This window comes from Peribacillus simplex (assembly GCF_030123325.1).
Lineage (GTDB): Bacteria > Bacillota > Bacilli > Bacillales > DSM-1321 > Peribacillus > Peribacillus simplex_D.
The window spans coordinates 1,648,227-1,664,077 of sequence record NZ_CP126106.1 but is presented as its reverse complement, the minus strand read 5'-3'; the positions used below and the strand labels follow the sequence as shown (position 1 = coordinate 1,664,077).

At 42.1% G+C, this 15,851-nt stretch carries 16 protein-coding genes; all 16 read right to left on the bottom strand.

Annotation, left to right across the window (positions count from 1 at the left end):
• Positions 1-99: 99 nt before the first annotated feature.
• Positions 100-1,509 carry an ATP-dependent protease ATPase subunit HslU gene (gene hslU, locus QNH43_RS08090; RefSeq protein ID WP_283917410.1) on the bottom strand — a complete coding sequence of 470 codons (1,410 nt, stop codon included), beginning with the start codon at positions 1,507-1,509 and terminating at the stop codon, positions 100-102.
• A gap of 12 nt (positions 1,510-1,521) precedes the next feature.
• Positions 1,522-2,049, bottom strand: coding sequence for an HslVU peptidase proteolytic subunit (gene hslV / locus QNH43_RS08085; RefSeq protein WP_048684874.1), 528 nt, complete (start codon positions 2,047-2,049; stop codon positions 1,522-1,524).
• 20 nt (positions 2,050-2,069) lie between these two features.
• Positions 2,070-2,972 (bottom strand): tyrosine recombinase XerC, encoded by a 903-nt coding sequence (gene xerC, locus QNH43_RS08080; protein WP_076366545.1) that lies wholly within the window; start codon positions 2,970-2,972, stop codon positions 2,070-2,072.
• A 59-nt stretch (positions 2,973-3,031) separates the two neighbouring features.
• A complete protein-coding gene (gene trmFO / locus QNH43_RS08075) occupies positions 3,032-4,339 on the bottom strand; it encodes an FADH(2)-oxidizing methylenetetrahydrofolate--tRNA-(uracil(54)-C(5))-methyltransferase TrmFO (protein WP_063231875.1) in 1,308 nt (435 codons plus the stop codon).
• Between the two features lie 426 nt (positions 4,340-4,765).
• Positions 4,766-6,841, bottom strand: coding sequence for a type I DNA topoisomerase (gene topA / locus QNH43_RS08070; RefSeq protein ID WP_283917409.1), 2,076 nt, complete (start codon positions 6,839-6,841; stop codon positions 4,766-4,768).
• A 265-nt stretch (positions 6,842-7,106) separates the two neighbouring features.
• Positions 7,107-7,973, bottom strand: a complete 867-nt coding sequence (gene dprA / locus QNH43_RS08065; RefSeq protein ID WP_283917408.1) for a DNA-processing protein DprA — start codon at positions 7,971-7,973, stop codon at positions 7,107-7,109.
• Between the two features lie 119 nt (positions 7,974-8,092).
• Entirely contained in the window at positions 8,093-8,995 is a 903-nt protein-coding gene (sucD, locus tag QNH43_RS08060) for a succinate--CoA ligase subunit alpha (RefSeq protein ID WP_076366551.1), read from the bottom strand.
• Positions 8,996-9,013: 18 nt separating this feature from the next.
• The gene (gene sucC, locus QNH43_RS08055) at positions 9,014-10,174 is read right to left on the bottom strand and encodes an ADP-forming succinate--CoA ligase subunit beta (protein ID WP_076366553.1); all 1,161 of its coding nucleotides are present in this window, start codon (positions 10,172-10,174) and stop codon (positions 9,014-9,016) included.
• A 490-nt stretch (positions 10,175-10,664) separates the two neighbouring features.
• On the bottom strand, positions 10,665-10,937 hold the full coding sequence (locus QNH43_RS08050) for an EscU/YscU/HrcU family type III secretion system export apparatus switch protein (protein WP_283917407.1): 273 nt from the start codon (positions 10,935-10,937) through the stop codon (positions 10,665-10,667).
• On the bottom strand, positions 10,934-11,761 hold the full coding sequence (locus tag QNH43_RS08045; RefSeq protein ID WP_283917406.1) for a hypothetical protein: 828 nt from the start codon (positions 11,759-11,761) through the stop codon (positions 10,934-10,936). The genes QNH43_RS08050 and QNH43_RS08045 overlap by 4 nt, the downstream gene beginning before the upstream one ends.
• A gap of 13 nt (positions 11,762-11,774) precedes the next feature.
• Positions 11,775-12,239 carry a hypothetical protein gene (locus QNH43_RS08040; protein WP_283917405.1) on the bottom strand — a complete coding sequence of 155 codons (465 nt, stop codon included), beginning with the start codon at positions 12,237-12,239 and terminating at the stop codon, positions 11,775-11,777.
• Positions 12,240-12,338: 99 nt separating this feature from the next.
• A complete protein-coding gene (locus QNH43_RS08035; RefSeq protein WP_283917404.1) occupies positions 12,339-12,746 on the bottom strand; it encodes a hypothetical protein in 408 nt (135 codons plus the stop codon).
• 106 nt (positions 12,747-12,852) lie between these two features.
• Positions 12,853-13,635: a ribonuclease HII gene (locus QNH43_RS08030; RefSeq protein ID WP_434060188.1), complete on the bottom strand. Its 783-nt coding sequence runs from the start codon at positions 13,633-13,635 to the stop codon at positions 12,853-12,855.
• Between the two features lie 138 nt (positions 13,636-13,773).
• Positions 13,774-14,646 carry a ribosome biogenesis GTPase YlqF gene (gene ylqF, locus QNH43_RS08025; protein WP_076366559.1) on the bottom strand — a complete coding sequence of 291 codons (873 nt, stop codon included), beginning with the start codon at positions 14,644-14,646 and terminating at the stop codon, positions 13,774-13,776.
• 17 nt (positions 14,647-14,663) lie between these two features.
• Positions 14,664-15,224: a signal peptidase I gene (gene lepB, locus QNH43_RS08020; protein ID WP_076366561.1), complete on the bottom strand. Its 561-nt coding sequence runs from the start codon at positions 15,222-15,224 to the stop codon at positions 14,664-14,666.
• Positions 15,225-15,442: 218 nt separating this feature from the next.
• Positions 15,443-15,790: a 50S ribosomal protein L19 gene (gene rplS / locus QNH43_RS08015; RefSeq protein WP_034313702.1), complete on the bottom strand. Its 348-nt coding sequence runs from the start codon at positions 15,788-15,790 to the stop codon at positions 15,443-15,445.
• Positions 15,791-15,851: the final 61 nt, after the last annotated feature.

The window sequence follows — 15,851 nt, the reverse complement described above, 5'->3', positions numbered from 1 at the left end:
TCCTCCTAAAAATACCATGGTTCACAATAACTATGAAGTTGTATTTCCGTAATTTTATGTTCATTGCTTAGGCAAATCATTGCCAAAATTGTTTCTTAATTAAAGGATAAACTGGCTTAAATCTTTGTTCCGTGCGATAGAACCAAGCTTACCTTCGACATATTGGGGCGTAATTGTAATCTTCTCCATCGTTATTTCCGGAGCTTCAAAAGATAAGTCTTCAAGCAACCGTTCCAAAATGGTATGAAGTCTTCTTGCACCAATATTGTCTGTGTTTTGATTTACTTCGAAGGCCACTTCAGCTATCTTACGAACAGCATCGTCAGAAAATTCAATTTCTATACCTTCAGTTTCTAATAAAGCAACATATTGTTTTAACAAGGCATTATCCGGTTCATGAAGAATCCGTACAAAGTCATCTACAGTCAGTTTGTTCAATTCTACACGGATTGGGAATCTACCTTGTAATTCAGGGATAAGATCGGATGGCTTAGCCATATGAAAGGCCCCTGCAGCAATGAATAAGACATGATCCGTTTTAACTGAACCATATTTGGTCACTACTGTTGAACCTTCAACAATTGGCAGGATATCCCTTTGGACACCCTCCCTTGATACATCCGCTGATGAACTTCCAGATTGCTTACTGGCAATTTTATCTATTTCATCGATGAAGATAATCCCATTTTGCTCAGCCCCGTATACTGCATCGGAAGTGACTTCATCCATATCAATCAATTTTGCCGCTTCCTCATTTGCTAAAACGGTTCTTGCTTCACTTACTTTCAATTTGCGCTTCTTGCTTTTTTTCGGCATCAAGCTTCCTAAAGCGTCCTGCATGTTCATCCCCATTTGTTCCATTCCCGAACCTTGGAGCATATCAAACATCGAAGCGGCCTGCTCTTCCACTTCGACCGTTATCATTTCACTTTCTAACTCACCATTAGCCAGCTTTTCAGCGACGATTTTTCTTTTTTCCTGCAAACTTAAATCTTCGGAATTTTCTTCCGAATCCTGTTCGTCTTGATTGTTATTGCCTCCAAAAAAGACTTCAAGAGGATTCTTGAAATTACTCTGTTTTTTTGTTGATGGCACTAAAAGTTCTATTAAGCGGCGATTTGCATTTTCTTCTGCCCGCTCTTTAACGCTTGCCATCTTTTCTTCCTTCACGAGGCGGACGGAAGTCTCCACCAAATCACGAACCATCGACTCTACATCCCGGCCGACATACCCGACTTCCGTAAATTTCGTTGCTTCAACTTTTACAAAAGGAGCACCTACCAATTTAGCCATTCTCCGAGCAATTTCTGTTTTCCCAACGCCTGTCGGTCCAATCATTAATATATTCTTCGGAACGACTTCATCACGAAGTTGATCCGAGAGAAGGGAACGTCGGTAGCGATTCCGAAGAGCCACTGCCACTGCCCGTTTTGCCTCACGCTGCCCTACGATATACTGATCCAGTTTTTCAACGATTTGCCTCGGTGTTAAATTAGCTTTTTTTGACATTTGCGCTCCTCCTTACAACTCTTCCACGATTATATTCGTATTCGTAAATACACAAATTTCCGCTGCAATTTGTAAAGATGATTGAGCGATTTCCTTTGCCGATAAATGGTCACTGGAAAACCGCATTAATGCCCTGCCGGCAGCCAGTGCATAATTTCCGCCCGATCCTATGGCGAGAATCCCATCATCCGGTTCAATTACTTCCCCGGTGCCAGAAACGAGCAGCAAATGGTTCTTATCCATCACTACTAACATGGCTTCCAGCTTTCTCAATACATTGTCACTTCTCCATTGCTTTGCCATTTCGACGGCAGCGCGCTGAAGATTGCCATTATACTCTTCAAGTTTAGCTTCGAACATCTCAAATAAAGTGAATGCATCTGCAACGGAACCTGCAAAACCTGCAAGGACATTACCATTAAAGATTTTTCTCACTTTCCTCGCCGTATGCTTCATCACTACTGAATTTCCTAAAGTAACCTGCCCATCACCGGACATGGCACATTCACCTTTATGATGCACTGCAAATATCGTTGTCATAAAGTGTCCCCTTTCAACATTTAAGGCCGCGGATGTGATGCATTGTAGACTTTTTTCAATTGGTCTTTTGTAACATGCGTATACACTTGCGTTGATGAAATTTTAGAATGACCAAGCAATTCCTGAACCGTGCGAATGTCCGCCCCATTATTCAATAGGTGTGTAGCAAAAGAATGCCTTAGCATATGGGGATGAAGACTTCCATCTGCGGCTGACTTTTTAATCAATTCATTCAATATATAGCGAACTCCCCTAGGTGTCAGAGGGTCTCCACGAAAATTAACAAATAAATAAACATGCGCCTTGGCGTCAGACGAAGTCAATTCCATCCTGGCTGTACGTATGTATAAATCTATCGCTTCCTGTGCATAACTACCAACCGGAACGTAGCGATCCTTTTTTCCTTTTCCATGGATCAGTACCGTCCCTAAGGAAAGATCGATATCCTGCAGTTTAATCTCACAACATTCACTTACACGAATTCCTGTTGCATATAATAATTCCAGTAAGGCATTGTTCCTTATTCCTATCGGTGAATCTTTCTTTAAAGTAGAAAACAACTGATTCATTTCCTTCTCATAAAGAAAACGTGGCAATCTTTGATCCTTTTTAGGTAAAGAAGCCAAAGAAAAAGGGTTATCCTTCACATCGCCTTCACGCAGTAAAAATCTATAAAGGCTCCGCAAGCAAGAAGTTTTTCTTGCCACAGTGCGCTTAGAAAGGTTTTTCTCATATAAATTCGTTAAATATAACCGGACATCAAAATATTCAACGGACGTGATATCCTCAATGCCCTGTTCATTAAGGAACAGAAAAAATTCGTGAATATCACGTTTGTAATTTTCAATGGTGTATTGTGAACTGTTTTTTTCAATTTGTAAATATTCGATGTAGGATGATAATGCCTTTTTTTGATTAATCATGGAAACACCTCGCAAAGGCTAATAAATAGTATCATACTTTAAAACAGCAGGCAAATATTTTACAAATTTTTCACAAAGTTCTGAATTGTGTCCAAAGCGCGTTTAGCATGCGTTTCGTTCCGCTCTTTTTTGGATTTGATTCTCACTTCCAGGTCTGGAAGCAATCCAAAATTGGCATTCATCGGTTGGAAGCTTTTACCATTCGTCGACGTTATGTACCTTGCCATGCTGCCCATCGTCGTCTCCGCAGGGAATATGATTGGCTCCAATCCTTGGACGATCCTTGCAGCATTGATACCTGCAACAAGTCCTGATGCAGCAGACTCTACATACCCTTCGACACCAGTCATCTGACCAGCAAAGAATAAATCATCCCGATTCTTGAATTGGTACGTAGGCTTCAATACATTAGGTGAGTTTATGAAAGTGTTTCGATGCATGACTCCATAACGCACAATTTCCGCATTTTCCAATCCAGGTATGAGCTGCAATACTTCTTTTTGTGGCCCCCACTTCAAATGTGTCTGAAAACCAACAATATTGTAAAGTGTTCCTGCCGCATCATCTTGACGCAATTGAACTACAGCAAAAGGACGTTTTCCCGTTTTTGGATCTTCTAAGCCAACTGGCTTCAATGGACCAAATAACATCGTTTTCTTCCCACGTGATGCCATCACTTCAATGGGCATGCAGCCTTCAAAAAAGATTTCCTTTTCGAATTCTTTAAGTGGTACTGTTTCAGCAGCGATCAATGCTTCATAAAAGCGGTCAAACTCTTCTTCCGTCATCGGACAGTTTAAATAAGCTGCTTCCCCTTTATCATAACGGGATTTCAAATATACTTTATCCATGTTGATGCTGTCTTTTTCAAGAATTGGCGCTGCGGCATCATAGAAGTACAAGTATTCTTCATCCATGATTTGCTTTAAGCTGTCTGATAGTGACTGACTTGTAAGCGGACCGGTTGCAATGACGGTAGGACCTTCCGGAATTTCCGTCACTTCTTCATTAATGACCGTCACATTTGGATGATTTTTGACCCTTTCCGTAACAAGACCGGCAAATTCATGACGATCAACAGCTAATGCACCGCCAGCCGGTACAGCACAAGCATCTGCTGCGGACATGATGACCGAATCCAGTATACGCATTTCTTCTTTTAATACACCAACTGCATTTGTTAAAGTATTTGCCCGAAGTGAATTGGAACAAACAAGTTCAGCGAATTTATCGGTATGATGGGCTGGCGTTTGTTTTACGGGGCGCATTTCATATAGATCGACTTTAATTCCTCTTTTAGCTAACTGCCACGCCGCTTCACTTCCAGCAAGCCCAGCACCGATTACACTTACTTTTGTTTCTTTCATTTTTCGAACCTCCATGTATAGATATGATAAGACAGGATCATTTATCATTAAAACTGCTTTCATAAAAGTTTCATTTTTAACGATATCTATGTATTTATACCCGAAATACTCATTCCTGCTAACGAAAATTTTAAAGCATATGCCTCAAAGCCGGCATTCTTCCTGCAATCCGTCTTTTCTAAAAGGGTAACGGACACAAATAGGAATTATATCTTTAAAAGAATGTACTTGTCCACTGAATTTTACATCACATGGCCTAAATAAAAAAGTTTCAAGCTTTATCCATTTTCTTCTTGGAAGCGAATCCACATATTATCATGATATCATACTTTCCTGAACATAAAGAAACCCGGCAGACGCCGAGTCAATTTATATTTAGGGTTTTTCGATAATTCACAGGGAAAGTAAACGATTTCATCGTTTTTTCTATGCCTGGGGCATTTCTTTGAAATCACATTCCATGCACTGGACCTGGACGCCTTTTTTGAGTTTTTTCTCAACAAGTGTACCTTCACATTTTGGACAGCTCCGCGGCAGCGGTTTATCCCAGGATATAAAGTCACATCCAGGGTAAGTATCGCATCCGTAAAATAGGCGGCGTTTTTTACTTTTCCTTTCAATGATGTTTCCTTCTTTACATTTTGGGCATTTGACACCGATCTCTTTAACGATTGGCTTTGTGTTACGGCAATCCGGGAAATTACTGCATGCCATGAATTTTCCATAACGCCCCATCTTAAAGACCATCCCATGTCCGCATTCCACACAATCTTCACCAGCAGGTTCATCTTTGATTTCAATTTTTTCCATCTCGACTTCGGCTTTGGCCAGATGAACTGCAAATTCTTTATAAAATTCATCAATGACCTTTATCCATTCGATACTGCCTTCCTCGACGCTGTCGAATTCCTGTTCCATCTTGGCAGTGAACTCTGCATCAAGAATATCCGGGAAGAATTCGCGTATCAATTCAAGAACGATCTCACCAAGCTCTGTCGGGATGAACCGTTTATTATCCAAGGTAACATAGCCCCGTTTTTGAATCGTATCCAAGGTAGGCGCATATGTAGAAGGACGGCCTATTCCCAGTTCCTCTAGGGTTTTGACAAGACGGGCTTCAGTATATCGGGGCGGAGGCTGTGTGAAATGCTGCTTCGGCTCGATATCTTTTGAAAAGAATTGATCTCCTTCTTTTACATCCGGAAGTGCATTTTCCTTTTCTTCCACCGAGTCATCGGACCCTTCAACATATACCTTCATGAAACCCGGAAATTTAATTTTTGAACCATTTGCCCTGAAGATGACATCCCCGTTATGCAGGTCGATGCTCATCGTATCCATGACCGCCGAAGACATTTGACTAGAAACGAATCGTTCCCATATCAATTTATAAAGACGGAATTGATCTCTGGATAAGAACTCCTTGACTACACCCGGTTCACGTAATGTGCTTGTTGGCCTGACTGCTTCATGGGCATCCTGGGCATTAGTTTGTTTTTTCTCCTTGCGCTGTTCAGCCTGTACATAATCTTTACCATAATTATTTTGAATGAAGGTATGGACTTCCTCTTTCGCAACATCGGAAATCCGGGTTGAATCGGTTCTCATATAAGTGATTAACCCGACTGTACCTTCCTTGCCGAGCTCGATTCCTTCATAAAGCTGCTGAGCAAGCATCATGGTTTTCTTTGCACGGAAATTCAATTTACGTGCCGCTTCCTGTTGCAGGGAAGAAGTTGTAAAAGGGGCAGCTGGATTGCGTCTTCTTTCCTTTTTAGCCACGGCTCCTATCGTAAATTCGCCGCCATTTAAAGAAGCGAGGACTTTTTTGACGTCCTCTTCGGTATTTAATTCCTTCTTCTCGCCGCCTAGACTGAAGAAGGAACCTTCAAACTGTTCTTTTCCTTTTACAAAATCAGCCTTGATTGTCCAATACTCTTCCGGGATAAAATCTTTGATCTCCTTCTCCCGGTCAATGATCATCCGTACAGCAACCGATTGGACCCGTCCCGCGCTTAAGCCTTTTTTCACCTTTTTCCACAAAAGCGGGCTTATATTGTATCCGACTAAACGATCCAAGACCCTTCTTGCCTGCTGGGCATCAACCAATTTCATATTTATTGGCCTCGGTGATTTAAATGATTCTTTGATAGCCTCTTTCGTGATCTCGTTGAATACCACTCGGCAATCCGAGTTAACGTCAACATCAAGACTGTGGGCCAAATGCCAGGCAATGGCTTCCCCTTCCCTGTCGGGGTCAGCCGCGAGATAGATTTTTTTCGCTTTTTTCGCAGCGGTTTTCAATTCTTTTAAAACCGGGCCTTTGCCGCGGATAGTTATATATTTAGGTTCATATTCACGTTCAACATCGACACCCATTTGACTTTTAGGCAAATCTCGAACATGCCCCATGGAAGCCTTTACTTTATATTTTTTTCCCAAGTAACGTTCTATTGTTTTCGCCTTTGCGGGCGATTCCACAATCACTAAGTATTCTGACATCCAATAAATCCTCCTCAAAGAGGTAATATAAATCTTCACTATTATTAATCATTCAAAAATCATTTGTCAACACCTCTTTACTTTTCAAAGCATGCTGATTCATTTATTAATAGGTATTTTGACAAGAGGTGCCATTTGCAAAACTTATAACAGTTTTACAATATTTTCAACCTTTTTGTCTAATAATTCAACCCATCCTTCCAAAAAAGCACCTTTTTTTCTATTTTCCCGTTTGATTCTCCGTCTATCTTCTATATTATATTGTTTAAAACTCTTCCTCGATCTGCCTGGAACTCAAAACAAGTTTGGCACCATCGGAAATCAATTGATTGGTACCCAATGATTCAGGGCTCGTAACATTGCCAGGAAGCGCAAATACCTCCCTGCCGTGTTCCAAAGCTGCTTGTGCCGTAATAAGGGAACCGCTTCTTTCTTTTGCCTCGACCACGAATACTCCCTGTGATAATCCACTGATGATTCGATTCCTAAGCGGAAACATCCAAGGTTCCGCCTTCATTTCCGGTGGAGTCTCAGATATTAGCAGGCCGTTATTGGTGATTTCTTCAGCAAGGGTAACATTGGATTTCGGATATATTTGCATGATCCCCCCTCCTAAAACCCCAATCGTATCTCCGCCTTCGCTTAATGTGATCTTATGTGACTCTGCATCGATTCCAGCCGCCACTCCGCTTATGATCACGAACTTTTTCTTTACAAGCGGTAATAGAATCGATTTTAAGGCCTCCAGACCATACGAGGTTGGCTTACGCGTTCCAACAACACCTAGCGTATTCTTCCTTGTTAAAAGCTTCTTATCACCTTTATAATAAAGAACCCACGGAGGATCGAATATTTGCTTCAGCAAAAAAGGATATCCATCATCGAAGATCGTCAAACAATGGATTTGGCTATCTTCGTAATTTTTAAGTTTATCGATGGTATTGAGTGAATGTAAATCTTTGAAAAAGAGGTTAAGCTTATTTGAAGGGATAGGAAGCATTTTTGCCCACTCAACGTAATCCGTCGTGAACAGGGAAGATAATGATGGGTCTATGGACATGATTGTTTGGATTGATTTCCATCCTGCCCCTCGGCAATGATGGAGATGGATTAACTTTTCTTTTTTATTCAATTTGAAACGCCCCTAAACGGAAATTTTTAAAGGTAGGTTGATAGTGATGTACTCGGTGTCTCCCGAGGAAATTGGAGGGAAAAGAAGACCGACCCAAAGAAAGGTCGGCCCAGCTTAAATTAATGAGTTTTACAAGGTTCGTAAATCTCTTTTTCTTTCAAAACGGAAATCAATGTTTCACCCATTACGGATGGAGTTTCGGCAACTTTAATTCCACATTCGTTCATGACGCGGATTTTCTCGTCAGCAGTCCCTTTTCCTCCTGAGATAATGGCACCAGCATGTCCCATGCGTTTACCGGCAGGAGCCGTACGGCCACCAATGAACCCAACAACTGGCTTAGTCATATTTTCCTTCACCCAGATTGCTGCTTCTTCTTCTGCCGTTCCGCCGATTTCCCCGATCATGATCACAGCATGTGTTTCAGGATCATCATTGAATGCCTTCAATACGTCAATGAAATCCGTTCCGTTAACTGGATCCCCACCGATACCGACAGCCGACGATTGCCCGATGCCTGCTTGCGATAATTGGTGAACGGCCTCGTACGTTAAAGTTCCAGAACGTGAAACTACACCTACATGGCCTTTTTTGTGGATATACCCTGGCATGATACCAATCTTACACTCTTCAGGAGTAATGACACCTGGGCAGTTCGGTCCGATCAAGCGAGTTTTTTTGCCCTCCATGTACCGCTTAACCTTGACCATATCCAGGACAGGAATATGTTCCGTGATACAAATGACAAGATCAAGTTCTGCGTCTACGGCTTCCAGAATTGCATCGGCAGCAAATGGAGCCGGTACATAGATAACGGAAGCATTCGCTCCGGTTTCAGTGACAGCTTCGGAAACTGTATTGAATACAGGTACCCCTTCCGCTTCTGTCCCACCTTTACCCGGAGTGACTCCTCCAACGATTTTCGTGCCGTATTCCAACATTTGTTTTGTATGAAATAATGCTGTTGCACCAGTGATTCCCTGAACGATCACTTTCGTATCTTTATTAATATAAACGCTCATTATGTTCCCCCCTGCCTATTATCCTACAAGTGATACTATTTTTTGCGCTCCATCAGCCATTGATTCAGCAGCCGTAATATTTAAACCTGACTCTTTTAGAATCTTTTTGCCAAGGTCCACATTCGTTCCTTCAAGACGAACAACAAGAGGGACATCAAGACCAAGCTCTTTAGCAGCAGCCACGACGCCTGTTGCGATGATGTCACATTTCATGATTCCTCCGAAGATATTAACGAAGATGCCTTTAACATTTTTATCGGAAAGGATGATTTTGAAAGCTTCTTTCACTTTTTCCTCAGTGGCGCCGCCACCAACGTCAAGGAAGTTAGCCGGATCTCCCATATAATGTTTAATGATGTCCATCGTTGCCATAGCAAGCCCGGCACCATTTACCATGCATCCGATATTTCCGTCAAGCGATATGTAACTAAGGCCATGTTTCGATGCTTCAATCTCTTTTGCATCCTCTTCATCCAAATCACGGAATTCCGCGATGTCTTTTTGGCGGTAAATCGCATTATCATCAAAATTCAACTTAGCATCAAGTGCCATTACATTGCCGTCGCCCGTAACCACTAATGGGTTGATTTCTGCGATAGAGCAATCTTTTTCAACGAAAGCAGTATATAAGTTAACCATCAGCTTGGAAGCTTTATTTATTAGTGAAGCCGGAATATTTATATTGAAAGCAATTCTCCGTGCTTGGAAGCCAGTCAGGCCGACAACCGGATCGATTACTTCTTTGAAAATTTTCTCTGGCGTCTTTTCTGCCACTTCCTCAATTTCCGTTCCGCCTTCTTCGGAAGCCATCAACACGACACTGTTCGTAGCACGGTCAAGGACCAGCCCGATATAATACTCTTTCGTAATGTCGCAGCCCTCTTCAATAAGTAAACGCTTAACTTCCTTGCCTGCAGGTCCTGTTTGATGGGTCACCAACGTCTTGCCAAGAATCTCTTCTGCATATGTACGTGCTTCATCAAGATTCTTCGCTACCTTGACTCCGCCGGCTTTCCCGCGGCCGCCCGCATGAATTTGAGCTTTTACGACAACAACTTCCGTACCTAACTCCTTCGCTGCTTCCACTGCTTCATCAACAGTAAAGGCAACCCGGCCATTTGGAACGGATACCCCGTATTGTCGCAATATCTCTTTCCCCTGATACTCATGGATATTCATTTCCCATCCTCCTTATCTACTAAAAAACAACTTCGAAATTTAATGCGTGTTTTCTCTACCATATTACAACAAAATTCTCCTTCGTGCATAATTTTCTTTCACGAAATTTTTAAAATATTATTATAATATACTTCCATACCCCTGTGTAAAATGGAAAAATCCTTCTTTGCCGTTGTTTTTTTCTTATTAAAATCATTTATTTTTGCTTTGAAATTCTATTACAAAAAAAGGGGCATTACAGTTATAAATCTAGTTAAAACACTACCGTGAAAGCCTTTTCATTATATTGACTCAGAGACCTTTTCATGAGAAATTACGGATATCCTTTGTCTGGCCCTAAATAAAAGCAAAAGGACAAAGCCATTGCCTTGTCCTTTTGTAAATAGTTTAGTATTTTTTTAATATAATGAAAATACGCTAGTGATTTCCCTAATATTCTACATAAACCAACAGAACTCCATTTGGTGAAATCACATGGATAACTAGGATCCTACCGATTCATGTCCTTATCAACTTTATAAATGAATGCAAACACCTCTGCAACTGCTCCATATAATTCTTCCGGAATCGTTTGATTTATATCCAATTGACCTAAAAGTGCAGCAAGCGATTCGTCCCTCTGGACCGGTATATCCAGTTTCATGGCCTTTTCCAGAATATTTTCAGCCGTTTTACCTTTCCCCTTCGCCAATATGACGGGCGCTTTGGATGTTCTTTGATCATACTTTAAGGCAATCGCTTCTTTTCGATGATCATTTATCATATTCGAATATCCACTCCGCTATATGAACCGGCTTCTGAGTAAGGAATCGGTTTCACCCTTAGGTCCCGCTCTTTTTCATTCACGGGTTTTACAAATGAAACCCCTGATAATCTGTAATCCATTTTTCCAAGATTTTCTCTTAGGATGTCAAGATATCGACCGGCTGCCTCTTCAAGGACCGCACCATGCCCATTGATGACCGTCACTTTTATGATTCGGTTTTGAACATGCATGTCGATGAACGTTTCTTTAAGACGTTCCAATTCTAAATAAAATAGTACTCGGCAGTAATCCGGGTCTATTTTGCCATCTATTGTTTTCCTTCCGCTCCATTGTAAAGTTAGGTCCGTTTGAATCGATCCCAAATTAAGTGGAAGTGCCAGGAGCAAATTCTGAATCGGCCCATTTTCCTGCGAAAGGATCTGTTGCGCAGTAATCCGATTCAGGATTTGTTCTGCCATCTCCTTGATAGATGCCGGAATTTGCTCATTCAGCAATTTAAGCAGCAGCGGCTTAAGTGTTTCTAAGTCATTGGGGATCTCATTCATATCATCACCAGAAAGATTAATGAGTGCATGCTCCAGCTGAAGGCCAAGGACCTTGGTCATTTCTTTTAGTTGGTGTGCAACGGAAGGCCCCTTGGTGAAATCGATTGTTTGAAACTCAGTTTCCAGTACATGTGAAAGGACAAGCTTCTCATTAATCCCAACGTATCGGGCCTCAGGAAGCTTAATAAGCGATTGGAACAGTAATTCAGCTACCTTACCCTTCGACTCCACTATTTGCTCTGTATCCATATTCAAGTAGCCTATAAGATCATTCACTTCTTTTTTTCGCCTATTGCCTTTTTAGCTGTCGCTTCGGTAAAAGCACTCTGGAGTAAATGAAAGGCAAGAGGGCAGAAATGTTTTTTCTCTGTATCGAGTGGATACCAGATGGCAGGTTTGCACCCTCATGATCATGACCGTTAAATAAGCGATAAATGGCCGTTTCGATCTCTTCAACTTTTGCAAATGCACCGCTTTTTGCCCCGGAAAGTAACTGCAATCCTTGATGTAATTTATCAATCACTGAATTCTTGGCCATACCGGACCTTGCCTCAGCTCCATCCATTAAGTTTTCCAGAAAGACAGGTTCTGCAATTCCCTTTGGAATTAAACCCGTCTTTTGAAGCAGGGAATATGCACCGGATTTCATTTCTGGCGTTGAATCGGGATCCAGCCAAGTGGTCACTAGGTTTTGCAAACCATTTTGTTGAAGCTGGTTCCGTTTAACAACATGTAAAGAGTCCAATACCTCCATAAGCTTGACGGACGTCCTCGTTACTGCCCCGACATCTTGCAGCTGTTGCTTGAAGGCACTGAGTAGTTTGTGGAAAGGTTCACCTTTGGACTGTGTGAATCATGCATCAAATACATCTTTTACAAATGGCAGTTGCTGATTGAACATCGATTTTATTATAGGCAGACCAGTTTCTGCAGCATCCGCAGCTTTTAACCATTGCAAGGCGGACTGAAAGGTTTCCTTTGTTATCGGAAGCCGATTTGTCAGAAGGTATTCGGCAAGCTTCATTGCGGCCGGTTCAGGCGTCATGCCGAGATGAGCGATCAATTGCGCAGCCGTTCCCTTTAAGCCGGAAAGGTTCAAATCGGGGGATTTTAAAGCTTTTAACACCACACCCCCTTCTATAGGGTGCTTCACTTGAAACCAGTACCTTTCTCCTGTCCGTAGCGGGATTTCGAGATTGGCAATCATTTTTTGATGGACAATCTGTACCTCGGCCGTTTGATCAGGATAAACCTTATTCACCTTTCCGATAAGGATTTGCCCGGTTTTTCAAACTCAAAGATCCTTTTACTTCAATGGGTGAAGAAACGGGTTGCCCGCTTGTTATAGATTGCACCACTCATCCCCCCTAGCCCTTCGTTCGTGCAGCGATTTCCTTAACTGGTGCAAAACTTCTTCTATGCCAAGGTGTAAGCCCATGTGTGCGGAGTGCTTCTAAATGTTGGCTAGTCCCGTAGCCCATGTGCTTTTCGAAACCATATTCCGGATATTTTTCACCATATTCCTTCATCATCCTATCACGGGTCACTTTTGCTATTATGGAGGCCGCAGAGATGCTAATGCTTCTTGCGTCCCCCTTTATGAGTGAAAGCTGCGGAATCGGCACATCCAGTTCCATCGCATCGATCAACAAATGATCAGGAAGTTCTGACAAATCGTTCACTGCGGCCACCATTGCCTTTTTCGTGGCTTGATATATATTGATTTCATCAATAACTTCGCTATGTACAACACCCACACCTATGGATAGTGCTTCCTTAAAAATCATCTCATAAAACCGTTCCCTTTTTGACTCTGGAATTTTTTTAGAATCATTAAGACCTGGTAAGTAAAAAGATTCAGGCAAGATGACTGCACTCGTCACAACTGGTCCTGCGAGCGGTCCTCTTCCAACTTCATCGATACCGGCCAGAATGGAAAACCCCTGTTTTCGCAATTGCCGTTCAAACTCCGTCATTTCCGTGAATGCATCCCTTACCTGTTGTTCTTTTTCATAAGCTCTTTGCCATTTGCTTACTAAGTCGGTTACACCCTTTCTTCCGTCCTCCCGGCATTCTTGTAAAAATGAATCTTCGGGCTCTCTTATAGTCATTAACTTTAAGGAGATTTCCTTAATGCTCATTGCAGTTATCATCTTTTATCACCCATCATATTAATTATCGGCAGTACTGCTTCCTTTCTTCAGTTCAGACAAAAATACGGAGCGGAAAAGAGACATCAAAAAGAAATACCTTTTCGACATCCAACTCCAGCTCCGTATCACTTCATGTTAATCGGGGATATCAACCTCTTCATAATCCAACGGGACCTCAAACGTAAGCGGGCCCATCTTTTCAGAACGGATTTCACGTACGACCAACTCTGCGGTTTTATCATAATCGATGAAGCCCCCAGAAGCCAAACAGCCCCTGAACTTTCCGACCGCATCGAACAATTCGAGCGTTTCCTGCGGAATTACATCCAGGTTATAACGGGATTTCATTCTATCCGGATATTCTTTTTCCAAAAAGCGGAGACCGTATAAAGAGACTTCGTGCAAGTTTAAAATCGTATCCTTGATCGCACCTGTCAATGCAAGCTTCAAACCAACTTCTTGATCCTCGAATTTCGGCCAGAGAATCCCCGGCGTATCCAGCAATTCCAATTCCTTACCAACTTTTATCCATTGCTGCGCTTTCGTGACGCCAGGAGTATTCCCTGTCTTGGCAATGTTCTTTTTGGCAAGTCGATTGATCAGTGTCGATTTCCCCACGTTCGGAATGCCTACTATCATGGCACGGATCGCTCTCGGCTTTATTCCTCTTGATTCCATCCGCTCATACTTCTCTTTTAAAAGTTTTTTGGCAGCGGCCGTAATCTGGTTTAAACCGTTTCCTGCCTGCGAATTAATGGCAATCGCCGTTTTCCCCTGCGATTTATAATGCTCAAGCCACATATTGGTTTTAACCGGATCGGCCATATCAGCTTTATTCAAAAGGATAACCCTCGGTTTATGCTGTATGATTTCATCGATCATCGGATTTCGTGAAGACGCCGGAATCCGGGCATCCACAAGTTCAAAGATGATGTCGATCAGTTTTAATTTCTCTGTTACTTCCCGTCTTGCTTTGGCCATATGGCCAGGGAACCACTGTATTGTCAATGGAATCCACCTTCCTACTATTCCGCCAACCGAAAGTCTTCAATTGGCCAATAAACTAATTTAGTTTTTCCTAACACTTTATCGTAAGGAACGACACCCACGCCAATATGGCGGCTATCCTTACTAAAACGGCGATTATCCCCTAGGACGAATAGGGTGTCTTCAGGTACCGTTCCTTGTTCTATGACATCGCTCAATGTAAAAGGCTCCGTCAAATCCCCGCCATCAATCAATTGTTCTTTATATTCATCCAAGTATGGCTCATCATAAGCTTTTCCATTCACGTAAAGAGTATCATCTCTATATTCCACTTTTTCCCCTGGCAATCCGATGACCCGCTTTATGTAATCTTTGCCTTCTGGAGCTTCGAAAACGATAATGTCAAATCTTTTCGGTTCGCCGATCGAATAGGAGATTTTATTAACGATCATGCGGTCCGTATCCTTTAATGTCGGCATCATGGAATTACCGTCCACAACAATAGGAGCCAGGAGGAAATAACGAATCAGCGTCGCCGCTATAACCGCGATTATGACCGCCTTCGTCCATTCCCACAATTCATTTTTCTTTTTCGCCATCCTTACCCACCCTTTTTGAAGCATATCAACAATTATTTTAACATGATACGGACGCTATAGCGAGCAGGATTCTATATAGTTCTCACCGTATGTGTATTCATCGTTTCTTAAAGTGCAAAAAGGGAGCCTGATAAACAAGCTCCCTTTTTTTGCATGATACTGTTTGGTTATTCACCTTATGTGGATCATGGTAAACCCGCATGAAGATATTCGAAGAATTAACGACGAATTTCTTTAATACGTGCTTTTTTACCACGAAGTTCGCGTAGGTAATAAAGTTTCGCACGACGTACTTTACCGTGACGGATAACTTCTAGTTTCGCAATTTTTGGTGTGTGAACAGGGAAAGCACGTTCTACTCCAACGCCGTAAGAGATCTTACGCACTGTGAAAGTTTCACTAACTCCGCCGCCACGACGTTTGATTACAACGCCTTCAAACAACTGGATACGTTCGCGAGTTCCTTCAATAACCTTTACGTGTACACGTACTGTGTCACCAGGTCTGAATGATGGAAGATCTGAGCGAAGTTGTTCTTTTGTGATTTCGTTAATAAGATTTTGCATCGATTTCAACTCCTCCTGGACGCTCTTGCAAATACTCATTGTTTGCAGCGGAACATCGTTA